Raw genomic sequence first — 23,958 nt, forward strand, 5'->3', positions numbered from 1 at the left:
TTGAAAAATAAATTAATAGCGTTCTTACAACGCATTATAAATTGGATAAAAAAAAATAAAATAAAATCAGCAATTGTATTTATACTCTTGCTGATTTATTATTTTTCTATACCACGAACATTATTTCAGGAACCCTATTCGACGGTAATTGAAAGTAAAGAAGGAGAATTGCTAGGCGCAAAAATTGCTGATGATGGACAATGGCGTTTTCCTGCACAAGACAGCGTGCCTGATAAATTCAAGAAATGTATTGTCTATTTTGAAGACGAATACTTCTACAAACATCCCGGATTTAACCCCGTTGCGATGGTAAATGCCATTAAGCAGAATAAAAAGGCAGGAAAAATTGTCCGCGGCGGAAGTACCTTGACACAACAAGTTATTCGTTTATCCCGAAAAGGAAAAGGAAGAACTTATTTTGAGAAATTAATCGAAATTATTCTTGCCACCCGATTAGAATTGGGATATTCTAAAAATGAAATTTTAGAAATGTATTCAGCTCATGCACCTTTCGGTGGAAATGTTGTTGGTTTGGAAATGGCTTCGTGGCGTTATTTTGGAGTCCAATCCAATCAACTATCCTGGGCTGAGAATGCAACTTTAGCCGTTTTACCAAATGCACCAAGTTTGATTTATCCGGGAAAGAATCAAGTAAAGTTATTAAATAAACGCAATAGATTATTGCTGAAATTGCATCAGGAAGGGATTATTGATAAACAGACATACGAATTGTCAATCGATGAACCTTTACCACAAAAACCTTATGATTTGCCTCAAATTGCGCCTCATTTATTGCAGCGCGTGGCAAAAAATGAAGAAGGAACCCGTGTAAAAACGACAATTGATTATGCTTTGCAAAATAGAGTCAATCAGATAGCGAAATATTATTACAATCAATACAAACAAAACGAAGTAAATAATTTAGCGATTTTGGTTATTGATGTTTCGAATCGAAATGTAATGAGCTATGTTGGAAATGCTCCGACAGATAAAGATCATCAAAAAGATGTTGATATTATTGACGCTCCAAGAAGTACAGGAAGTATTTTGAAACCGCTTTTATATGCAGGAATGTTAGACGACGGCGAATTATTGCCGAACACTTTAGTGGCTGATGTACCAACTCAAATTGCGGGTTATACACCTGAAAATTTTAATCTCACATTTGATGGAGCTGTTCCGGCGCATCGTGCATTGTCCCGATCATTGAATATTCCGGCAGTTTTGATGCTTCAGGATTTTGGTGTAAATAAGTTTTATGAAGAATTGCAAAAATTCAAATTGAGAGACATTAATAAAACGCCAGATCATTACGGATTGTCGCTTATTTTGGGTGGTGCCGAAAGTAATTTATGGGATTTATGCCGAACATATGCAGGATTATCGTCCACAGTTAATTATTATACTAAAAACCAAGCAAAATATAGAACGAAGGAATTTGTAGAGCTGAATTATAAAAATGATTTTGAACCCGATTTTGGTTCAGACACAGACCAGAAGAATATAATAGGAGCGGGAGCAATTTGGCTGACTTATAATGCAATGGAAGAAGTAAATCGTCCAGAAGGAGATGAAGCCTGGAAATTTTATGACAGTTCCTTGAAAATTGCCTGGAAAACCGGAACCAGTTTTGGAAATAGAGATGCATGGGCCATTGGTACCAATTCAAAATATGTAGTAGGGATTTGGGTTGGAAACGCGACAGGCGAGGGAAGACCAACTTTAACCGGAGTTACAAGTGCGGCACCTATTTTGTTTGATGTTTTTAATTTATTGCCTAGACAAAAGTGGTTTGAAACACCTTATAAAGATTTAGAAGAAGTTGAGGTTTGTCGTTTGAGCGGTTATTTGGCAAAAGAAGATTGCCCGAAAATCAAGCAATGGGTTTCTAAAAAGGGAAAATCTACGATAGTTTGTCCGTATCATAAAAAGGTTCATTTAGATAAATCGGAGCGATTCCAGGTCAATAGCAGTTGCGAAAGTGTTGATAATATTATCACTAAAAGCTGGTTTGTTTTGCCTCCGGTTATGGCGTGGTATTACAAAAGCCAGCATATTGAATATTTGCCTTTGCCTCCGTTTAAAGAAGATTGTCAAGGAACACAAACCACAACAATGGATTTTATTTATCCGAAAACGAATAGCAAAATTTATTTGACGAAGAATTTTAATAGTGAGGTACAGCCCGTAATTCTGAAAGTCGCTTATTCTGAAAGGGACAAAGAGCTTTTTTGGTATGTTGATGATGTTTATAAAGCAACAACCAAAACATTTCATGAATTGCCAATTACGCCAACTTCGGGAACACATTATATCACGGTTGTGGATGCTTTTGGAAATGAGATTAGGAGGAAAATTGAAATTGTGAGGGAATAAGTGAAAATAAATTCCAATTTAAAAATTGCTTCACCAGTTCGCTATCGCTCGGGTCCAAATTCCAAAACCAATCGCGTATAAAAAATTTCCGCCACGAATTCACGAATTATTATAAGCTTAAATTCGTGAATTCGTGGCGAAAAAAAAACGCAAAAAAAAGACATAAAAAAACCGCCAATCTTTCGAGAGGCGGTTTTTATTTTATTCTGAAATAGCATTTCCTTTTTTATCATAGAAATGGTATTCTAAGTACGTGTAAGCGTCACGAGGTATGATTTTCACCCATTTCTTATGTTCAAAAAACCATTTTGAACGTAAGGATGGAAAACCTTTACTGAGGTAAGCAGCCACAAACGGATGTACATTAAGTACAACATTTTTGTGGGTTTTTAAAAGTCTGTCTAAATCCAGTGCGATTTTATCAATGATTAAAATTGGCGCTTCAATTTCGCCATGTTCATTGTTTGGATCTTCTTCTCTGGTCTTAATATTAACTTCTGGTCTTACGCGTTGTCTGGTAATTTGAACTAAACCAAATTTACTAGGCGGTAAGATTTTATGTTTTGCTTTATCGTCGCTCATTTCTTCTCGCAAGAAGTCGAACAAGACTTTCCTGTTTTCAGGATTAGACATATCGATAAAATCAACTACGATTATTCCGCCCATATCACGCAAACGAAGTTGTCTGGCAATTTCAGCGGCAGCAATCATATTCACTTCCATGGCAGTATCTTCCTGGTTAGTCGCCTTATTAGAACGGTTTCCGCTGTTTACGTCTATAACGTGAAGAGCTTCAGTATGTTCGATAATAAGATAGGCGCCTTTACTCATGGAAACGGTACGTCCAAATGAAGTTTTGATTTGTCTCTCTATATTGTATTTCTCGAAAATTGGAGTGTCATTTGATTGATAAAACTTTACAATCGATTGTTTTGAAGGTGCAATTTCTTGCAGATATTCCTTCGTTTGATGGTACAACTCTTCGTCATCTATCTGAATACCGCTGAAGGTATCATTAAATACATCTCTTAATATTGAAGAAGCTCTGTTAAGCTCTCCTAATACTTTTGATGGATGATGAGCAGTTGGTAATTTTTTACACATTGCAGTCCATCTGCCAAGCAGGTTCTGCAAATCTTTTTCTAATTCGGCTACGTTTTTGCCTTCGGCTACTGTGCGAACAATAACACCAAATCCTTTAGGTTTGATCGATAGAACAAGTTTTTTTAGACGATCCTTTTCTTTTTTGTCTTCTATTTTTTGAGAAATAGAAACACGGTCAGAAAATGGAACGAGAACAATAAATCTTCCTGCCAATGAAAGCTCAGCGCTTATCCTTGGACCTTTGGTCGATATAGGTTCTTTAACAACTTGAACTAAAACAGATTGATTGGCACTTAAAATATCAGTAATGATGCCATCTTTGTCAATCTCTTTTTCAAACTGAAAGGTTTTTAGGGAGAAATCTTTTATTTTACCTGCGCTTACAAGTTTTATGAATTTCAGTTGGGAAGCTAAGTTAGGTCCTAAATCGTGATAATGTAAAAAGGCATCTTTTTCGAAGCCCACATTTACAAAAGCAGCATTAAGTCCAGCGACTGGTTTTCGTATTTTGGCAATAAAAATATCGCCAACCTGAAAGTTGCTTTTCTCTTCTTCCTTGTGTAATTCAATTAGTTTTCCATCTTTTAATAAGGCAAAATCTACGGCTTCAGAACTAGATCTAATGATTAATTCTTTATTCACACTGTAAATTTTTATCTGTTTTTTCAGAAAATAGAAAAAAGAGAGAAGAGTATAGATTCAAAAAAATCTAAAATCTTAAGTCTAAAGTCTAAAATCTTATCTACAGATGGATTAAACAATATTTTTAACAGGTATTGAACCCGGGGAAAATCAGCTGGCAGTTTGCAGTTGTAAGTAATCAGGGAACTGAATACTAAAATCTGATGACTGAACACTAATTTTCAATTTCAATGAACGTTTAAAAAGAAAAAAGTAGTTTAAAACTACTTTTTCTTTTTGTGACGGTTAGCTCTCGCTCTTTTTTTACGTTTGTGAGTAGCTACCTTATGTCTCTTTCTTTTTTTACCACTTGGCATATCGTGTCGATTTTATGATTAATTAATAGTATTATTTTGCTTCGTTGTTTGTTTTAACTCCTTCTACAAATACTTTTGCAGGTTTAAACGCAGGAATGTTGTGTGCAGGAATTTTAATAGTTGTGTTTTTTGAAATGTTTCTTCCTGTCTTTTCAGCTCTAGTTTTTACGATAAAACTTCCAAAACCTCTTAGGTAAACATTGTCTCCAGTTTCTAGTGAAGTTTTAACTTCTTCCATAAAAGTTTCTACTGTTGCTTGAACATCTCCTTTTTCAAGACCTAGTTTCTCTGAAATTTTCGCTACGATATCTGCTTTCGTCATTTTCTTTCCTATTTTATTTTATAAATGATGTACTATTTTTTTGAGTTTGCAAATATAGGAATTAAAAAAATAATTAATCAAGCTAATTCGTTAAATTTTAATTACATAAACATTTACTTTTGTTTTCTAAGTATTTTACAATGGATTTTCATAACATATTGATAAGTTGGTATTTACAGAACAAGCGTGATTTGCCGTGGCGAAATACGACCGATCCTTACCTAATTTGGCTCTCAGAAATTATGCTTCAGCAAACGCGAGTTGCTCAGGGAATGCCTTATTTTTTCAATTTTACGCAAGAATTTCCTACAGTGTTTGATTTGGCAAATGCCTCAGAAGAACAGGTTTTGAAACTTTGGCAGGGATTAGGATACTATTCTCGTGCCCGAAATCTTCATAAAACGGCTCAATATGTGGCAAATGAGTTAAATGGTGTTTTTCCGGAAAATTATGCAGGGTTACTAAAATTAAAAGGTGTTGGTGAATATACTGCTGCCGCAATTGCTTCTTTTTCTTATAATGAAGCTGTTCCTGTCGTTGACGGAAATGTTTTTAGAGTGCTTTCGAGATATTTTGATATTGAATTGGATATTGGTCTGCTGGCAACAAAAAAGGAATTTACGGAACTGGCTTATGAATTAATGCCAAAAGATAACCCGGCAATCTTTAATCAGGCAATAATGGAATTTGGAGCTCTGCAATGCGCGCCTAAAAGCCCAAATTGCATGATTTGTGTTTTTAACGAAAGTTGTGCTGCTTTGCAAAAAAAGAAAGTAGATGCTTTGCCAGTGAAATCAAAAAAGATAAAAGTCACGAATCGTTTCTTTAATTATTTGGTTTTAGAAGATGCTTTGGGGAATACCTTAATACAGAAAAGAACAGCAAAAGGAATTTGGCACAACCTATATGAATTTCCTCTTTTTGAAACAGACGAAATTGTTGGTTTTGATGTTGTCTCAAAAGCGGTTCAGTTTGATGTTTTTTCTTCCTATACTATTATAGGTATAGAGGAATGTGCGGAAACAACTGTTATTCATAAACTTTCGCATCAACATCTTCATATTCAGTTCTGGAAAGTTAAAATTAAAGAAAAAATAGTGAATGGCGTGAATACCAGTGTTTTAAAGACTTTTCCTTTTCCAATTGTCATTTATAATTTTATAGAAAAGCAGGAAATAATTTGCTAAAAAAATGTATCTTTGGGATAAATACCACTAAAACTATGAACGGAACTTTAAATAAGGTGATGCTGATTGGCCATTTGGGCGATGATGTGAAAATGCATTATTTTGATGGAGGAAACTGCATCGGTCGTTTTCAGTTGGCTACAAATGAAGTATATATCAATAAAACAACCAACGAAAAAATAACTTCAACAGAATGGCATAATTTAGTTGTGCGCAATAAAGCTGCTGAAATCTGTGAGAAATATTTATCTAAAGGTGATAAAATATATGTTGAAGGACGTATAAAATCCCGTCAATGGCAAGCCGAAGATGGGACCACGAAATATACAACCGAAATTCAGGTAACTGAGTTTACTTTCTTGACTACCAAAAAAGAAACAGGAAATCATAAGCCACATCAGGATCAGGAATCCGCAAAAAATACTAACTTTGATGCGTCGAACGAAAGCTTGCCTATAAACGACTTGCCTTTCTGATTGTTTAACTAATCTTTTTTAATTTGGACCCAGAGCCCAGTTTATTTTTTACTACAACTTTAGACATCAATTTAATTATTGGTTTTGTCGGAATATTTATTTTGCTGTTTTTATCGGCAATTGTTTCAGGTGCCGAGGTAGCACTTTTTTCTTTATCTCAAAAAGATATTGATGAAACCTTACAGGACAATCTTCCAAAAGGAAAAATCATTTCTAATCTTTTAGATAAACCCAAAAAACTTTTAGCGACCTTATTGGTAGCCAATAACTTTTTAAACATTGGCGTTGTAATCTTGTTCTCTTTTATAGGGCAAAATATTTTTGATGATATTAGTTCGCCAGTTTTAAAGTTTATTTTAGAAGTAATTCTCGTTACGTTTTTGATTTTATTCTTTGCAGAAGTTTTGCCTAAAGTTTATGCGAGCCGAAACAATATAAAATTTGCAAAATGGGTGGCTTATCCAATTTCCTTTTTAGATAAATTACTATCTCCAATTAGCTTGCCGATGCGCAGTGTTACGTTATATTTGCAGCATAAATTGGGGAAACAGAAAAACAGTTTTTCAATAAATCAGCTTTCTCAGGCGCTTGAGCTTACAGATTCTGAAGGGACATCAAAAGATGAACAAAAAATATTAGAAGGAATTGTTTCCTTTGGAAATACGGATACAAAACAAGTTATGAGTCCGAGGATTGATGTTTTTGGTTTGGAAATATCAGAATCATTTGAAACAATTTATCCCAAGATAATCGAAAAAGGATTTTCAAGAATTCCCGTTTATCGTGACAATATTGATCAGATTGAAGGCGTTTTATTCGTTAAAGATTTATTGCCGCATATTGATAAGAAAGAATTTGACTGGACAACTTTAATGAGAGAAGCTTTTTTTGTTCCTGAGAATAAAAAACTGGATAATTTATTGAAGGATTTTCAGAGTCTTAAAAGTCATTTGGCGATTGTAGTTGATGAATACGGCGGAACATCAGGATTAGTTTCATTGGAAGATGTTATTGAAGAAATAGTAGGGGATATTAGTGATGAGTTTGATGATGAGAATTTGAACTTCTCACAAATTGATGAAAAGAATTTCCTTTTTGAAGGAAAAATTAACATGAAAGATTTTTACAGAATTGTTGATGTTAATGAAGATGTTTTTGAATCACATAAAGGAGAAGCTGAAACATTAGCTGGTTTTATATTAGAAATTCTAGGTAATTTTCCTAAAAAAGATCAAAAAATTGCTTTTGAAAGCTGCGTTTTTACGATAGAAACAGTTGACAAAAAGCGAGTAAAACAAATAAAAGTAACAATAGAATAAAATGTTTAAAAGAATAATTTCAATAACAACCATTTTGCTGACATTAACAGTTGTAAGTTGTAAAGATGATGTCCTGCCTAAGCCATCGAGTTATTTGCGTTTAGATTATCCAGAAGCAAATTATGTTAATTTTGAAAATAATTGCCCATTTTCTTTTGAAATGAATGAGGATGCTATTATTAAAGGAGAGAAGAATTGCGGCTTCGCAATTACGTATCCAAAAATGAAAGCTACAATTTACCTGACTTATAAACCGGTAAATGGTGATATCGAAAAATTACTGAAAGATGCTCAAAAACTAACTTATGAGCACGTCATTAAAGCAGATGATATTTTAGAACAGCCGTATTTAAATCCGGACAAAAAGGTTTACGGGATGTTTTATCAGGTGGATGGAAACGCTGCAACAAACTCACAATTTTATGTGACTGACAGTACAAAGCATTTTATAACAGGCTCGGTTTATTTTTATGCTAAACCTAATTTTGATTCGGTTATGCCGGCAGCGAGTTATATCAAAAATGATATGCAGCGATTGATGGAAACATTGAAATGGAAATAAAAAAAAATCTAATTTGGGTTCTTTTTTTATGATGTAATTTTTTTGAGTACTTAAACGAGATTCTCGAGCAAGCGAAAGTCTTTCGATATTTCTAAACTCTATTTATATTAAAGCCAAACACCCGCTGTGCTTCTTTTTAGAGTAGTTTTATTTTTCTTTGTGAATCACTGAAGTATGTACGAAGTCATCAAAAGTATTTCGGATCTGTCATCCAGGTTATTTCATCATCTTCATGAAATATTAGACAAAGAATTATCTTTTTTTCACCCTTCTCATTAACAATGAACCAATCTGTGGTATCAATTGTTAAATCAAGAAATGTTGTTTCTTCTTCTTGTTCAGCTAAATACATATCATCCTCTTCAACTCCTTCGCCTAATAAAATGCTATATTTTATAGAGAATTTTATATAGTCTGCCAAATGTTTATTTTCAGATGGCTCAGCCAAATAATCAAACTTAAACGAAATATCGCCAGAGCTTCTCATATCCCAGTTGGTTTCAACAATCGATCCGATATGGAGTTCTTTCCAATACAATTCGGATTTCTTCATTTCTTTTGTTTTCTAACAAATATAAATAAAAAGGCGCCTATATTGAGCGCCTTTTGTAATTCTTGAATTTAGAAGTTACGATTTAATATTCGAAACTTTATACGTTTTTCCATCTCCGGTTGCCTGAACAACTTTTGTTAAGTTTTCCTGGTTTTGAACCGTTTTGTCAAATACAACAGTAGCTGTTTTTTTGTCAAAATCAACTGTTGCTTTTTCTACTCCATCAAGATTAGTTAGTTCTTTTTCGATTGTTTTTGCACATCCCATTGCGCAAGTCATTCCTTCGATTTCGAAACTGGCAGTTTGTACATTTTCAGCAGCAATTGCTTTGTGTTCTTTTGGAGCTGTTTCTATAGCTTTGATATTCGCTAAATTTTTATCTTCTTCTTTTTTACAGCTTACCAATACTAAACCAGCGATTGCTAATGTTGCTATTATTTTTGTGAATTTCATTCTATATAGATTTTAAATTTGTCAATAAGTTCGTTGCAAAATTAATAAAATTCGAGAGGCTGGTTCGTAAAATTATTACAAATTTGCAGTAAAATACATTTTATGGATGCAAAACAATTAAAGTGGGCTTATTTATTGGTTCTTTCGCTAATTTGGGGAAGCTCTTTTATTTTAATTAAAAGAGGATTAGTTGGATTAACGGCGGTTCAGGTTGGTTCATTCCGAATTATTTTTGCAGCCTTATTTCTATTGATTATCGGCTTTAAAAGCTTGAAGAAAATTTCCCGCCGTCAATGGAAACTTGTTGCTATAACATCGCTTTTCGGAACTTTTACACCAGCATACCTTTTTGCTATTGCAGAGACTGAGGTTGATAGTTCAATTGTGGCTATTTTAAATTCGCTTACACCTTTAAATACTTTGGTGTTAGGAATTCTTATTTTCGGAATTCAGTTTCAAAAACGCCAGGTTCTAGGTGTTTTTGTTGGGTTGGTTGGGTGTTTGCTACTAGTTTTAAGTGGCGCGTCGGCACATCCGGGGCAGAATTATTACTATGTCCTTTTGGTTGTAATTGCAACACTTTGTTATGCTATAAATGTCAATTTAATTAAGAAGTATTTGTCCGATTTAAATTCATTAAGTATTACGACAGGAAACTTCGCGGTTTTGCTTTTACCAGCGTTAATCATTTTAAGTACAACCGATATTCCGCAAAGAATAAATTTTGACGCCACACAGCATTCGATTTTCTTTGTAATGATTTTAGGGGTTTTAGGAACCGGAATCGCGAATGTTCTATTCTTTAAACTGATTCAAATGTCATCACCTGTATTCGCAACATCAGTAACGTATTTAATTCCCATAGTGGCTTTTTTCTGGGGATTATTAGATAATGAAATGCTAACATCAATTCAGTTTTTTGGTGCCTTTATTATTTTGATTGGCGTTTATTTGTCTGCTAAAAAATAAATAAGCTTTGCCAAAGTTTCAAACTTTGGCAAAGCTTATAGCTTATAAAAAATCTTAGTATCTCAGCACCTTAGTACCTTAGAATCTTTCTTAAAGAAAATCTGCATCAGAAACTCCTTCATTAATCTTAATATCAGTCATCTTAATATCCAATTCGAAACCAACATTCTGAATTAAATTAAAAGGAACTTTTATACCTTTAACTTCTTTATAATCATTGAAGTTTGTTATTTGAGTTGATGATTTTCCATCTTGCTCTCGAACTTTAGATTCGGCTACTTTTAAACCTGATTTAACATCATAGAAATAAGTGGTTTTTCCGTCTTTTATAGCATAAGCATCGCTACCGTTAATTGGTTCGATTGTGTCAACTTTAAGATCAGTTCTTTTTTGTAATTGCAATTCTTCAAATGGAGCAGCGTTTGCTTTCATTTCAGTAAGATCATTACCTTCAAGATTTTTGCGTTGTCCTTGTTGTTCGATATAAGCACCTTTTTCATTTACAACCTGTTTCATTAAATTCATGGTTCCCATTGCAAGCGAAACCATCATTTTTCCTTTTGAATCTAATTTGGAAGTAAAAGTCAAAGGCCCTGGAGCTTGTGGAACAGTAGTTGTTCCGTTCATTGCTAATGTTTTTACAGCTGACACTGCTTTTTCTCCACCAATAGCCTTAAGATAATTTTCAAAAACTGTTTTTGCGGTAATTCCAGCTGGAGCTTCTTTTTTGGTAACTGGTTTTTCAACCGGATTTCCGTATTTATCAAAATAGAAAATCGGAATTTGAAGTTTTTCCAAACCTGAAATAACATCAGAACCTTTTCCGGCAATTACAATTCGCATATGATCCAAAAGGAAATATTTATTTGCGACACGATAAATGTCATCTGGTGTAACATTATTTATGGTCTGAATGTATTTTTCGTAGAAATCGGCCGGAAGTTTCTCAGTTTCGATATTTAGTGCGTAACGCGCAACAGCCTGAGGTTTTTCAACCTGCATTACAAAACGTCCAATGTAACCTGCTTTTACATTTTTTAAAACATCTTCAGAAACTTTTTGAGTTCTGATTCTCTTAATTTCTTCTACAAATTGAACCACAGCACTATCTGTCACGGTATTTCTAACGGCAGATGAAGCTTTGAATTTGGTTACATATTTTCCGCTTCCAATACTTGAACTTGCACCGTATGTCCAGGCATGTTTTTCACGTAAATTCATGTTTAAATAACTATTGAAATCGCCACCCAAAATTTGATTTGCAATTACAGCTGGGAAAAAATCAGGATCGCTCATTTTTAAATTTACTGTATTTACCAGTGAAATTTCAGATTGAACCGCATTTGGGACATCAACAAAATCAATTTGAAGTTTAGAAACATTCACAGGATCCGGATAAGTATTTTTTGGAGCCGCTTGTTTTTTCCAGCCGCCAAAAAGTTTTTCTACAGCTTCCTTTGTTTCTTTAAATTTAATGTCTCCGATAATTACCAAATAAGCATTTTCAGGAACGAAATAAGTAGCGTAGTTTGCCTGAACATCCTCAAGTGTAACATTTTTCACTGTTTCTTCAGAAAGATATTCACCGGCAGGATGATTTTTTCCAAAAGCTAAAACATCGACAACACGATTGGCAATAGCAGGAACACTTTTTTCGTCGGCTTTAAGGCCTTCTAGTAATTTTGCTTTTTCTTTATCAAATTCTACCTGAGTAAAATTTGGCTGTAAAGCGCCTTCTGCCAAAAGTTCTAGAACACGTCCTGAATATTTAGAAAGCGAACTTGCGAATGCGCCTTGAGAGGTGAAATTGATGTTAGCACCATAAAAATCAATTTCCTCGTTAAAAGCTTCTTTTGTGGTTTTTTTAGTGCCATTCCCAATCAAACTGCTGGTTAGTTCATCAACACCTTTTTTGCTTCCTTCTGTAAAAGGAGCGTTATCTAAAGTAAGATTGAAACTTACTCTCGGCAGTTTATGATTTTCAACTATCAAGACCTTCATGCCATTTGCCAAAACAAAAGCTTGCGGTTTTTTGATGTTGACTACTGGCGAATTGCCTGGTTTTGGTTGTGGACGATTTTGTGCTTGCATAATTCCAGTTAGGAATAAAAGGATTAAAACTGTATGTATTTTTTTCATGACTTGGCGGCTCTTAATTTTGAACTTTTGTTGAAGGAATGTATTCTAAAACTAAACGTTGGTTTGGATTTAGGTACTTCTTAGCAACTTCTCTGATTTCTTCTCTTGTAATAGAATGATATAAATCAATTTCTGTATTGATCAAATTTACATCTCCATAAAGTAGGTAATAAGACGCCAGATTTTCAGCAATCCCTTCAACGGTTGCATTTGCGTTTACAAAGTTATTATCGAATTTATTCTGCAATTTTTCATAGTCTTTTTCAGAAATAAGATCTGTTTGAATTTTTACAATTTCTTCATCCATTTCTTTTAAGATGTCGGCCATGGTATAAGTTCCCATTGGCAGGCCGTATAATATGTACATTCCATAGTCTTCCTGGCTAAAGCCAACAGCACCAATTTGAAGTGCCATTTTTTTATCGTCAACTATTTTTTTGTACAATTTTGAACTTTTTCCATCACTCAAATAAGAAGAGATCAAATCTAAAACTCTTGCATCTCTTGTTTTCATTGATGGAGTTCTGTAAGAGGCAACTACCATCGGAATCTGAATATTCGGATCTTCGTAAGTTGCTTTTATTGTTTTATTGATAGGTTCTTCGACAAAAGTTTGTTTTTTAAGTACTTCACCCTTTGGAATTGGACCAAAATATTTCTGAATCCATTCTTTTGTTTTGGTTTTGTCAAAATCTCCGGCAACTACTAAAACGGCATTGTTTGGCGTATAGAATTTTTTATTAAAAGCCTGGAATTCTTCTAAAGTTGCAGCATCCAAATCTTTCATAGAACCAATAGTAGTCCAGCGGTAGGGATGATTTTTGAACATATTCTCTTTAACAATAGGCAAAATGTTTCCATAAGGCTGATTGTCGTAGCGCATTCTTTTTTCTTCTTTAACAACTTCATTCTGAGTATCGACCCCAATTTTGTTGATAATTGGATGCATTAATCTTTCAGATTCCATCCATAAACCCAATTCTAAGCTGTTTGATGGAAAAACTTCGTAATAATAAGTTCTGTCATCTGATGTATTGGCATTGTTAACGCCACCATTTGCGGTAACAATTTTCATCCATTCACCACGTTTTATATTTTGGGTTCCTTCAAATAATAAATGTTCAAAGAAGTGAGCAAAACCCGTTCGGTCAGGACGTTCGTCTTTTGAGCCAACATGATACATTACCGACGTAATGACAACAGGGGCAGAAGGATCGTTATGCAATATTACGTGCATGCCGTTATCCAGATTGTATTCTTCAAAAGCTACTTTTTGAGCATGAGCAACTCCGCCGAGCATTAATGCAGCACTTAACATCATTATTGAATTTTTCATAGAGATTAATAATTTATATTTACCTAAATAATAGGTAGCCAAGACTTGTTTATAGTTACATCAAAAATAAGTTTTTTTAATTATGAATTTAGAATCTGTCCCTGTTTTCATAATACTTTAACAGTCTTTTACTTTAAAAATGGTTTTTTATGCGGTTAAAACGCCTTGAAAAACAGACTTTAAGGTTAAATAAATATTTTTGAAATAAGAGATTGCACAGTAAATTATTAATTGTATATTTGCAACCTTAAAAATCAATAAATCAATTTGGTATGTATGCAATCGTAGAGATAGCAGGGCAACAATTTAAAGTAAGCAAAGACTTAAAGGTTTATGTTAACCGTTTGACTAATGAAGAAGGTTCAAAAGTTTCTTTTGACAAAGTTCTTTTATTAGACGATAATGGAAATGTAACTTTAGGCGCCCCAGCTATAGAAGGTGCTTCAGTAGAAGCTAAAGTGTTACAACACTTAAAAGGAGACAAAGTTATCGTTTTCAAAAAGAAAAGAAGAAAAGGATACAAAAAGAGAAATGGTCACAGACAATATCTTACTCAAATTGTAATTGAAGGTATTACTGCAGCAGGAGGAACTAAAAAAGCAGCAGCTAAAAAAGCGGTTGTGGCAGAAGAAGTAGCTACTGAAGAAGTAGAAGCTCCTAAAGCTAAAAAAGCAGCTCCAAAAGCAAAAAAAGAAGCTACTAAAGAATAATAACAATATTTAAACTCATACGTCATGGCTCACAAGAAAGGTGTCGGTAGTTCGAAGAATGGTAGAGAATCAGAATCAAAACGTCTAGGCGTTAAGATTTTTGGTGGACAAGCTGCTATTGCTGGGAACATCATCGTTAGACAAAGAGGTTCAAAACATAATCCAGGTGAGAATGTTTACATCAGTAAAGATCACACACTACACGCAAGAGTAGCTGGAGTTGTTAAGTTCCAAAAGAAAAAAGATAACAAATCTTATGTATCTATTCTTCCATTCGAAGCATAATCATTAGATTACTTATTATAAAAAACCCGTTCTGAAAAGATCGGGTTTTTTGTTTTACTATAAAATTGAAATTGATTTATCGGCGTATATAAACTAATAAACGGTAAAATTTATTCCTTTATTATAGAAGGTAGTATATAATCTACTATAATTTTATCTGCTTGAGAATGTCCATAAGGTTTGTTGTACGCTTTTGAAGTGATAATAACTACTAGCGGCAGATCATTAAAAATTATAAATTCATTTCCTCCATTACCAGCGCAATAGTAGGCTTCGTAATTTTTTTCTTCGGAAGTGAAGGTCCTGTTCCAAAACAAATAACCATAGAATTGATTCTCTCTTTCCGGGATTTGAATTTGATGTGTTAAAGTTTTTCGAACCCATTCAGTCGGAATAATTTGCTTATCATTCCAGACACCATTATTTTTATATAATTGAGCGTATTTTGCATAATCCAGTGAAGTCATTTGTAAGCTTCCAGCGGTATTGGCTACTTTTTGAGGTGTATATTGCCATTGATAATTTGTGATGTTTAGGGGTTTAAAAAGTTTATTATCTGCATATTTTTCCAATCCATCAGGAACAGATTTGTTTATAATGTCTCCTAATAAAATTGTACCAGCTGTAAAATAATCCCATTTGCCACCATTGGTTTTAGATTTGTCCATGCCTAAATCTAAAGTGAATTTTACCCAATTCTCTGTAGGATACATATTTTCTTCGTTTCCTGGCGAATCACCATCTTGATCAGAACCGTCGAATGCCGAGCTCATTGTGAGTAAATCTTTTATTTTCACACTATCCTTTTTGGCTTCATAATTTTCAAATTCCTTTAAATTATAGAATTTGTTTAAGGGCTCATTTTCGTTTTTTATATGACCGTCTTTTATGGCAATTCCCATTAATGTCGATGCAAAAGATTTTCCTGCTGAGCGAGTGTCATGCAAAGTATTTCTGTCTGCATCATTAAAATACTCTTCAAGTAAAAGCTTTTTATCATAAACGACAACAACACTTGTTATCTCCTTCAAACTATAATTTGCGATATCAGTATTCAGCTTTTCGATTTTCTTTTTATCAAAAGAGAAAGTTGAAATCTCCCAGTCGCTATTTGGCAATATTGGCTGAATTTCAATTTGTTTGGCTGTTAATTTAGGTGTTTTTATAATAAGCTGAATTTCTCCTTTTGCTATTAGATCTCCCGTTTTAACGTCATCTTTATCATTTTTAAGATAGGGACGAATTTCTATTTTTAGTTTGTGTGTACCTTCAATCAAAGCATTTTCGCCGCCATTAAGTTTAAATCTATCCCACATATACATCGCCCACCAGTCCTCTCCTTTTGAACTGGTAAGTGGAACTCTAAATGTTGTTGAAGTGTTTTTGTTTCCGCCTGATCCAAAATTGCATCCGTAATTAATGTTTTCTTTATAGATAAACTTGTTGTCGACATAAAAGGAAAACTGTAAGTTTCCTGTTTGTAAAAGCTTTTCTGCAGTTAAATCAGGATTTAATTGATGTAAATAATTCGTAACCGAATTATTCATGAAAACTCTGATGTTCAGGTCTGATTTACGTTGTAATTCGAAAGATTTTAGAAAATCAGATTCTTTATATTGATCTAAAGGAATGTTTCCATTCATAAAAGTAATTTTGCCGATATTGTTTTTATGTAGCTCGTTTACGATTCCATCGGTTTTAACCAGATCATTGTTTTGTGCCGAAATAATACTGGTCAAAAATAGTATTGATGCTAAAAAGATTCGTTTTATCATGTGATTTTTATAAAAGTTAAAATGTAAAACTACTGCACAGCAAATTCAAAAAATTGTACAGAATTAACATCTTGCTTATTTCTTGAAAAGTAATTTTTTATGTTCAGAAGGATTCAAACCGTTTATTTCTCTAAAAGATCTGGTTAGGTGACTTTGGTCAAAAAAGCCACATTCATAGGCAATTTCAGTAAGAGATTTATTGGGTAATGAAATTAAGGATAGTGCTTTTTCTACTTTTAATTTTCGGATGTATTCGCCCAAATTGCAATGAAAATATTTTGAAAAATCTCTTGAAAGATGAATGGGATGTATGTTTAATGCTTTAGATAAATAATCGAGTGTAATCGTTTCAGTAAATTGATCGTGAAGAATTTCGTCAATCATTACAACCCATTTTGGATTTTTATGTAAAATCGATTGAGAGTCTCCATTCAGTTTTGATAATATCTCGATTAATAAAGTTTGAGTAGAGAGATCAGAATGAATGTCATCAATCTTAGTTGCTCTAAAAATTTTATACATCAGTAGTTTAATATCTGGATTTATGACCGAGGTGCTACCTTGTAAATTATTGCTATTCATTGTCAAATCGTCAAACCATTGTTTTTCAATTTCAAGATGAAAACCTCGCGTAAAGCCTTCTGGTTTAATATTGTAATGTGCTTCCTCCCAATTGTGAAACAATAAACTTCCTGGTCCGCAATTGTAAACTTCTTTTTTATTTCCTTCAATAACATTTCCCTGAAGGATAAATGTAAAATAAGCATGCTCATGATAATGCCAGTCTACTTTGGGATGTGTATAAACGGTATCCGTTAATGTTATTCCATCAAGTAGAATTGTTTTGTTAGTCTGACCGTAAAACTCTCCTTTTTTTGAATGTTTCATGATTATGTTATTTATCGACTCTGTTTTGGATTTGAAAATCAAAGCTATAAATATAATTTGCAATAAAATAAAAAACCTGCTCATTATGAACAGGTTTCGATAATTTATTCTTCGGTATCTTTTGTCTCTTCCAAATCCTGAGATTTTCGTCCCACTTTTATTTTTGGATTATCCTGTGTTCCGGTAACGGTTAGCGGAATTCCAAAGATACCAAGAGGAGGTAAGCCAAGACGCATTTTTAAATTTAATTTTCCGTCTAAACTTGTTGTGCCTTCAATTCTTGGTCTGAAACCGGCAAACTTAAATTTAAAACGTTCAACCGTCATGATATTATTTTTGATTGTTGTTTTAATGTCAACTTTAGAAAGATCCGGATTTTTCATGGCCTCAGAACTTGTTTCCTTGCTTACGGCATTAAACATTTTTAACCCTCTTACTTTTACGTCTTTTACAGAAAGTGTTCCGCCTCCCGTTAATGAAGGATATACGGGTTCCATATTTCCGTTTAAACGACCTTTTAATTGATAATCTAAAGAAACAATTCCCTGTGCTTTTTCGGCAGCGCTGGCCATTTTTCTGAAAACTTCGATTTCGTTATAGGCTCTTTTTATGTCAAAATCAGAAGCTTTGATGTTATAATCGAAATTTGCTTTTTGAGGTGTTACTGCCTGATAATTGGCATTCATAACAACATTGCAGCCAATTAAATTAAAACCGGTATTCTGCATTGTCAATTTGCCTTTGTTCATGTTTAGGTTTCCTGTCGCATTTTTAAGAATCAATTTATCAAAATATACTTTTTGTGCATTTGCTATCAATTGTAAATTCAAATTAGACGGAATGATAATAACTCCTGTTTTTTTTGCTTCGGTTGGAGCCGGAGTTTCTGTTTTTGTTTGTGTAACTGATGTGTTTGCCGGTGTACTCGACATAAATTCATCAACATTAATATATTTGGCCGTAACTTTAAAAGAGCCTCTTAAAACGCCAGTATTTGTGGTTGCATAATTGAAAACATTTTGCAAATAACCATTCATTCTAAAATCAGATTGCCCGTAAGCAGCCAAAAAGTTATTGAATGACATTTTATCCTGATTGATTTTGAAAATCCCCTCCTTAATGATGAATTTCTTTGGAAGGTATTCTGATGTAATACCAATATTTCTCAGTTCTAGAGTTCCTTTGTTGTGTAATTTGCTGTAATTTCCTTTCTCGGCATCACTCTGTTTTCCTTTTAAAACTAAATCTGCTTTTACAAAACCATCTAAATCTAATCCTTTTTGAGAGAAAACTTTATAGATTTTGTTGACATCCAATTCTCCTTTTGCCTTAATATCATAAGTCAAATCATTAAAATTGCTTAAATCAGCTTCTACGAAAACCGGTTTTCCTTCAAATGTAAATTGCGTTGGTTTTAAGCTTACTTTCAAATCATCAAAAGTTCCTTTGTTGTTTTCAATTTTAGATTTAATGGTAATATTTGTAATTGGATTTGGGTAATAGGGGGTTTTTAAATAACCATTTTCTAAATCAATACTTCCTTTTGTAACTGGAAAAAGTCTGTTTTTAGCGTCAAATTTCCCGTTTGTTTTTATATCGCCAACTAAATTTCCTTTTAACTCTATATCTGGAATTCCAAGTGCTTTCATTAATTTTTCAAGATCAATTTGAGCTTTAAACTCTCCGTTAATATCTGGGGTGTTTACGCCTTGTACGTGAAATTTAGATTTTAAATAATCTTTGTTTATGTTTAAAGACAAATTTTTGGCGTCAACGATTACAAGATCCGGATTTAAAGAAGGAACTTTTGTTTTTACATCCAGATATAAGTTCGAAACAGGAAAAGCACTTTTATTATAATTCACAAACCCGCTATCAATTTTGACGTCTAAATTAAGATCTGGTGCTATTTTTTGCGAAGCAATATAGTCTCCTTTTAAAGTCAAAAGTAAGTTCGTGTTTCCTTTTAATTCGGTTTTAGATAACCAGGTTATATATTTTGGAGGGAAAGCCGTAAATACATCATTCAAGTGGCTGTTAGTCGATTTTATAACAAAATCCATATTGTATCCATCTTTCAAGAAGTCAAATTTACCTTTAAAATCGACTAAAAGCTGGTTGATTTTAAGGTTGTTTTGTTGGAAGAAAAAGGATAATGAATTTACATTTACTTTAGTAATTAAATCGGCATCTACTTTTTTGTTCATTAAATAAGGTTCGCCTTCGTAAATAATATTTAATTTTTCAATTTTAGCAACAGAATATAAATCGAAAACGGCTTTATCTAAATTTCCTTTTCCTTTATAATTAAATCCGAGTGCATCAAAATGAACTTTGGTTGATTGATCGTCGTAAATTATTTTACTGTTTAGAATCTCAATTCGCTCCAGTTTCAAGGTTGTTTCCGTGCTGTCTTTTGGGTTTGAAGCTTGGGATGAAGATTTGTAAATGTTGTAATTTGCTTCTCCGTTTGCATTGACTTTTACATTAATAAAGGAATCAGATAGGTAGATCTGGTCAATTTTCACTGTTTTACTAAAAACTAAACTGGCAACATTTATTCCAAAAGAAATCTCTTTTGCAGTAATGAATTTCTCGTTTTTGTAGGGAGCTGATCCGTTAAGGTTCAAGTCACTTAAAGTTAAAGTCAATGAAGGGAAATGATGAAAAAAGGAAACGGAAACATCTGAATAATTCAGTTCAGCGCTTAATTTTTCGTTGGCTGTTTTTTTAATCTGTTCTTTAATGGTGTCTGCAAAAATTATGGGTAGCAAGAAAAGTAATCCCAAGATAACGACGAAAGTTATTCCAAAATATTTGGCTATTTTTAATAAAACGGATTTCTTTTTACTTGCTGTCATAACAAATGGAGGTGTTTAAATAATAAGATAAGATTCGAATAAATAGTAATTATCCGTGAACTGTTTCGCTTTTTCCGTAATTCGTAATGATTGAGCCTTCATATTCTATCCACTCTTTCCAACGCTTATCAACATCAACATTATCTGCATACTTTCTTGCAAATCCTAAAAAGGTAGTATAATGTCCAGCTTCAGAAATCATTAAATCACGATAGAATTTGGCTAATTCTTCATCTTTTATATTTTCAGAAAGTACTTTAAAACGCTCACAGCTTCGAGCCTCAATCATTGCCGAAAACAATAAACGATCGCAAAGTGCGTCTTTTCGGCTTCCATCTTTCTTCATGAATTTAAAAAGCTCATTTACATAATGATCTTTTCTTTCGCGCCCCAGCGTAAGTCCTCTTTTCTTAATAATGTCGTGAACCATCTGCAAATGCTCTAGTTCTTCTCGTGCAATAACTAGCATTTCGGTTACTAATTCCTCTAATTCAGAATTATAAGTAACTAAACTGATTGCATTTGAAGCTGCTTTCTGCTCGCACCAGGCATGATCCGTCAAAATTTCTTCGATATTCGATTCTACGATATTTACCCAACGAGGGTCTGTAGCTAATTTTAATCCCAACATAATTTTATAGAAAAAGTATTCTGCAAAATTAGTGTTTTTTTATGACCGAAAGTCGGCAAATTTGGTGCAAATCCGCGCAAAATAGTATTATTTTGTAACTTGAAACAAATAAAATGAATCAGATCAAAAAACTTTTAATTATAGGTTTTGTTTGGCCCGAACCAAATTCGTCTGCAGCTGGTGGCAGAATGATGCAATTGATTTCTATTTTTAAGCAAAATGGATTTCAAATTACATTTTCAAGTCCGGCTATGGATAGTGATTTTATGGTCAATTTATCTGAATTTGGAGTAGAGAAAAAGTCAATTGAACTGAATAATTCGAGTTTTGATGATTTTGTAATTGAATTAAATCCGGATGTTGTTTTGTTTGATCGTTTTATGATTGAAGAGCAATTTGGCTGGCGTGTGGCTGAAAATTGTCCAAAAGCGATTCGATTATTAGATACTGAAGATTTACATTGTTTAAGAACCGCAAGACAAAAAGCTTTCAAAGAAAACAGAACTTTTGCATTGAATGATTTATTATCAGAAGAAGTAGCTAAACGTGAAATTGCCAGTATTTTAAGATGCGATCTCTCTTTTATTATTTCCGAATTTGAAATGAAAGTTTTGAAAGAGGTTTTTAAAATTGATTCGGATTTATTGTATTATTTGCCATTTTTGGTTTATGAAATGTCCGACTTGGATCTTTTGAAATTGCCTCTATTTGAAGAACGCAAAAATTTTGTTTTCATCGGAAATTTTCTTCATGAACCCAATTGGAATACCGTTCAATATTTAAAAGAATCGATTTGGCCTTTGATCAAAAAACAATTTCCAGAAGCTGTTTTAGAGGTTTATGGCGCTTATCCTTCGCAAAAAGTATTGCAATTGCATCAGCCTAAAAATGGTTTTTTTATCATGGGAAGAGCCGTTGATGCAAATGAAGTGGTAAAAAATGCCAGAATAGTTTTGGCGCCGATTCGTTTTGGGGCGGGCTTAAAAGGGAAATTATTAGAAGCCATGCAATGCGGTACGCCAAGTATAACCACAACAATTGGTTCGGAAGCGATGTACGCGAATTTACCCTGGAATGGTTTTATTGCAGATGATATTGAAACATTTGCGAAAAAGGCTGTTGAATTATATCATGATGAAAATTTGTGGAAACAAGCTCAAAAAAATGGAGTTGCAATCGTGAATGAGTGTTATCAGTTGAGTAAATATTCAACTGCTTTAATAACTAAAATTAATTCGCTGTTTAATGATTCTGAAAGTCACCGTCTGCAAAATTTTATGGGAGGTCTGCTGCAGCATCACACCTTAAAAAGTACCAAATACATGGCAAAATGGATTGAAGCTAAGAATAAAAATTAATCTGCCATTTTTCCAAATCCTACTGTTTCTCTGTACAATTGTGGCGAAACGTCAGCATTGGTTTTAAAAAATCGACTAAAGTAATGCTCGTCATCATAACCTAATTCATAAGCGATTTCTTTTACCGTTTTGTTAGTCATATACAATTCTCTTTTGGCTTCAATAATGATTCTTTCAGCAATTAAATCGGTCAGGGTTTTATTGAAATAATTTTTGGATAATTTGGCTAATGCTTTCGCCGAAATGTTGAGCATATCTGCATAATTCCCGGCAGAATGTTTGATTTTGAAATTGTCTTCGATAGCATCTTTTAAATTTTGAAGAATAAAAGGTTCTTTGGAATTTGGAACCGATTTCATTTCTTCTAATTGCTGATTTTTTAATCGGGAAGCTGTAATCAAAAAGATTTTCAAATAAGAAACCAGAGATTCATATTGCGCCAAATCAGTATTCTGAATTTCAGTTTTCATCTGATCCAAAACCATTTTAAAAGTAGTAGAAGCTTCATCAGTAATTTTGACAAATGGCGGCTGGTAGACATTATTAAATAAAACACCACTGCAGGAAACCTCTTTTTGATGCATGTGAATACAATAGAAATCCGGATGAAAGTGAATAGCAATTCCTTCAATTGGTTCACTTACACAAAGCATAAAAGGCTGATAAGGAGAGAAGGCAAGGAGGGAGTTTTCTTCAAAATGATGTTCAGCAAAATCGGCTTTTACCTTTCCTTTTCCTTTAGTAACCCAAATCAAAGAGAAAAAATTATTGCGTTGCAAATGATCGAAATGGCTGTTATCTCCAAAAGGAAGTAGTTTGAAAGCCAAATTACCAGTTTGCGGGTTTATTAATGTAAAAACATTTTGATTGCTCATAATCGATGACATTTTTAAACTATAAAGATAGTCATGAAAGAATTCACAACTATCTTTACAGCTTTGTTTTTTGGTGAGTTAGTTTTGTAATTCTAAACTTGGAACTGCCGGGAAATCAATTTCGGTATTGGCTGTGTTGTTGAAATAGTTGGTTAAAACATTCAAAGCGACATGAGCGACAGTTTCTGCAATTTCAGGATCTGAAACTCCTGCAATTTTTGCTGCATCTACATCTTCGTTGTTTACTAAACCATTTTTACTTACTAATGTTTTGGCGAATTGAAGAATGGCGTTGGTTTTGGTATCTGCAGAATTTCCTGTTCTTGCAGCTTGTAAAACTTGTTCGTCTGTTTTTAATAGTTTTCCTCCAATGAAAGTGTGAGCTGCAACACAGTAATCACATGAATTGCTTTCTGAAACTGCCAAAGCGATTAATTCTCCTGTTCTTGCACTTAATTTTCCGTGGCTCAAAGCACCGCTTAAGTTTAAATATCCTTCTAGTACTGCCGGAGAATTTCCCATTGTTCTCATCATGTTCGGAACAACTCCTAGTTTAGCTTGTACAGCGTTGAATAAATCTTTTGTTTTTCCTGTTACTTCTTCTGGGTTTAATGCTGTTAATCGTGTCATTTTATTTGATTTTTTATATTGTTATTTATTTGTTGTCTTTTGACATTACAAAGGTGCGACGATTACAGATTTTAGAGCATGGAGAATTAACGCTATGTAATGGACAATTTTCCCTGAGTTGCCCTGGATGAAAAAAATCTTAATTATAGGA

Annotated in this window: 21 protein-coding genes; 9 read left to right on the forward strand and 12 right to left on the reverse strand. The window is 33.4% G+C overall.

Annotation, left to right across the window (positions count from 1 at the left end):
* The gene (pbpC, locus tag Q7C23_RS18130; protein ID WP_375033826.1) at window positions 1–2,376 is read left to right on the forward strand and encodes a penicillin-binding protein 1C; all 2,376 of its coding nucleotides are present in this window, start codon (window positions 1–3) and stop codon (window positions 2,374–2,376) included.
* 201 nt (window positions 2,377–2,577) lie between these two features.
* Here pbpC and Q7C23_RS18135 read toward each other — a convergent pair whose 3' ends face one another.
* A complete protein-coding gene (locus Q7C23_RS18135) occupies window positions 2,578–4,122 on the reverse strand; it encodes an Rne/Rng family ribonuclease (protein WP_375033827.1) in 1,545 nt (514 codons plus the stop codon).
* 387 nt (window positions 4,123–4,509) lie between these two features.
* Entirely contained in the window at window positions 4,510–4,800 is a 291-nt protein-coding gene (locus Q7C23_RS18140; protein ID WP_007805026.1) for an HU family DNA-binding protein, read from the reverse strand.
* Between the two features lie 140 nt (window positions 4,801–4,940).
* Between Q7C23_RS18140 and mutY the strand changes: the two genes are divergently transcribed.
* From mutY to gldD, 4 genes are read left to right on the forward strand one after another with little or no spacing between them, the layout of a single operon-like run.
* The gene (gene mutY, locus Q7C23_RS18145; protein WP_375033828.1) at window positions 4,941–5,987 is read left to right on the forward strand and encodes an A/G-specific adenine glycosylase; all 1,047 of its coding nucleotides are present in this window, start codon (window positions 4,941–4,943) and stop codon (window positions 5,985–5,987) included.
* A 35-nt stretch (window positions 5,988–6,022) separates the two neighbouring features.
* Window positions 6,023–6,463 (forward strand): single-stranded DNA-binding protein, encoded by a 441-nt coding sequence (locus Q7C23_RS18150; RefSeq protein ID WP_026983816.1) that lies wholly within the window; start codon window positions 6,023–6,025, stop codon window positions 6,461–6,463.
* A gap of 23 nt (window positions 6,464–6,486) precedes the next feature.
* Window positions 6,487–7,782, forward strand: a complete 1,296-nt coding sequence (locus Q7C23_RS18155; protein WP_375033829.1) for a gliding motility-associated protein GldE — start codon at window positions 6,487–6,489, stop codon at window positions 7,780–7,782.
* 1 nt (window position 7,783) lies between these two features.
* A complete protein-coding gene (gene gldD, locus Q7C23_RS18160; protein ID WP_375033830.1) occupies window positions 7,784–8,344 on the forward strand; it encodes a gliding motility lipoprotein GldD in 561 nt (186 codons plus the stop codon).
* Window positions 8,345–8,531: 187 nt separating this feature from the next.
* Here gldD and Q7C23_RS18165 read toward each other — a convergent pair whose 3' ends face one another.
* Window positions 8,532–8,897 (reverse strand): hypothetical protein, encoded by a 366-nt coding sequence (locus Q7C23_RS18165; RefSeq protein WP_375033831.1) that lies wholly within the window; start codon window positions 8,895–8,897, stop codon window positions 8,532–8,534.
* A gap of 75 nt (window positions 8,898–8,972) precedes the next feature.
* Window positions 8,973–9,350, reverse strand: a complete 378-nt coding sequence (locus Q7C23_RS18170) for a heavy-metal-associated domain-containing protein (protein WP_072970444.1) — start codon at window positions 9,348–9,350, stop codon at window positions 8,973–8,975.
* 102 nt (window positions 9,351–9,452) lie between these two features.
* On the opposite strand from Q7C23_RS18170, the gene Q7C23_RS18175 reads away from it, so the two are divergent.
* Window positions 9,453–10,319 (forward strand): DMT family transporter, encoded by an 867-nt coding sequence (locus tag Q7C23_RS18175; protein WP_375033832.1) that lies wholly within the window; start codon window positions 9,453–9,455, stop codon window positions 10,317–10,319.
* A 90-nt stretch (window positions 10,320–10,409) separates the two neighbouring features.
* On the opposite strand, the gene Q7C23_RS18180 is transcribed toward Q7C23_RS18175, so the two are convergent.
* Window positions 10,410–12,458, reverse strand: a complete 2,049-nt coding sequence (locus Q7C23_RS18180; RefSeq protein WP_375033833.1) for a M16 family metallopeptidase — start codon at window positions 12,456–12,458, stop codon at window positions 10,410–10,412.
* Between the two features lie 13 nt (window positions 12,459–12,471).
* Window positions 12,472–13,794 carry a M16 family metallopeptidase gene (locus Q7C23_RS18185; RefSeq protein WP_375033834.1) on the reverse strand — a complete coding sequence of 441 codons (1,323 nt, stop codon included), beginning with the start codon at window positions 13,792–13,794 and terminating at the stop codon, window positions 12,472–12,474.
* 272 nt (window positions 13,795–14,066) lie between these two features.
* Between Q7C23_RS18185 and rplU the strand changes: the two genes are divergently transcribed.
* Window positions 14,067–14,504 carry a 50S ribosomal protein L21 gene (rplU, locus tag Q7C23_RS18190; RefSeq protein ID WP_194658520.1) on the forward strand — a complete coding sequence of 146 codons (438 nt, stop codon included), beginning with the start codon at window positions 14,067–14,069 and terminating at the stop codon, window positions 14,502–14,504.
* Between the two features lie 24 nt (window positions 14,505–14,528).
* On the forward strand, window positions 14,529–14,789 hold the full coding sequence (gene rpmA, locus Q7C23_RS18195; RefSeq protein WP_017497241.1) for a 50S ribosomal protein L27: 261 nt from the start codon (window positions 14,529–14,531) through the stop codon (window positions 14,787–14,789).
* 110 nt (window positions 14,790–14,899) lie between these two features.
* On the opposite strand, the gene Q7C23_RS18200 is transcribed toward rpmA, so the two are convergent.
* The 4 genes from Q7C23_RS18200 to Q7C23_RS18215 form a co-directional block, all read right to left on the reverse strand.
* Window positions 14,900–16,564: a serine hydrolase domain-containing protein gene (locus Q7C23_RS18200; protein WP_375033835.1), complete on the reverse strand. Its 1,665-nt coding sequence runs from the start codon at window positions 16,562–16,564 to the stop codon at window positions 14,900–14,902.
* Window positions 16,565–16,639: 75 nt separating this feature from the next.
* Entirely contained in the window at window positions 16,640–17,452 is an 813-nt protein-coding gene (locus Q7C23_RS18205; protein ID WP_375033836.1) for a helix-turn-helix transcriptional regulator, read from the reverse strand.
* Window positions 17,453–17,556: 104 nt separating this feature from the next.
* A complete protein-coding gene (locus Q7C23_RS18210; protein WP_375033837.1) occupies window positions 17,557–20,313 on the reverse strand; it encodes an AsmA family protein in 2,757 nt (918 codons plus the stop codon).
* A 49-nt stretch (window positions 20,314–20,362) separates the two neighbouring features.
* Window positions 20,363–20,944 carry a tRNA-(ms[2]io[6]A)-hydroxylase gene (locus Q7C23_RS18215; protein ID WP_375033838.1) on the reverse strand — a complete coding sequence of 194 codons (582 nt, stop codon included), beginning with the start codon at window positions 20,942–20,944 and terminating at the stop codon, window positions 20,363–20,365.
* 113 nt (window positions 20,945–21,057) lie between these two features.
* Between Q7C23_RS18215 and Q7C23_RS18220 the strand changes: the two genes are divergently transcribed.
* A complete protein-coding gene (locus Q7C23_RS18220) occupies window positions 21,058–22,302 on the forward strand; it encodes a glycosyltransferase (RefSeq protein ID WP_375033839.1) in 1,245 nt (414 codons plus the stop codon).
* On the opposite strand, the gene Q7C23_RS18225 is transcribed toward Q7C23_RS18220, so the two are convergent.
* Both Q7C23_RS18225 and Q7C23_RS18230 read right to left on the reverse strand, forming a co-directional pair.
* Complete coding sequence (locus Q7C23_RS18225) at window positions 22,299–23,177, reverse strand: helix-turn-helix domain-containing protein (protein ID WP_375033840.1); 879 nt, start codon at window positions 23,175–23,177, stop codon at window positions 22,299–22,301. The genes Q7C23_RS18220 and Q7C23_RS18225 overlap by 4 nt on opposite strands.
* 78 nt (window positions 23,178–23,255) lie before the next feature.
* On the reverse strand, window positions 23,256–23,807 hold the full coding sequence (locus Q7C23_RS18230; protein ID WP_375033841.1) for a carboxymuconolactone decarboxylase family protein: 552 nt from the start codon (window positions 23,805–23,807) through the stop codon (window positions 23,256–23,258).
* Between the last annotated feature and the right edge of the window lie 151 nt (window positions 23,808–23,958).

This window comes from Flavobacterium sp. LAR06, from assembly GCF_041946075.1.
Classification (GTDB): Bacteria; Bacteroidota; Bacteroidia; order Flavobacteriales; family Flavobacteriaceae; genus Flavobacterium.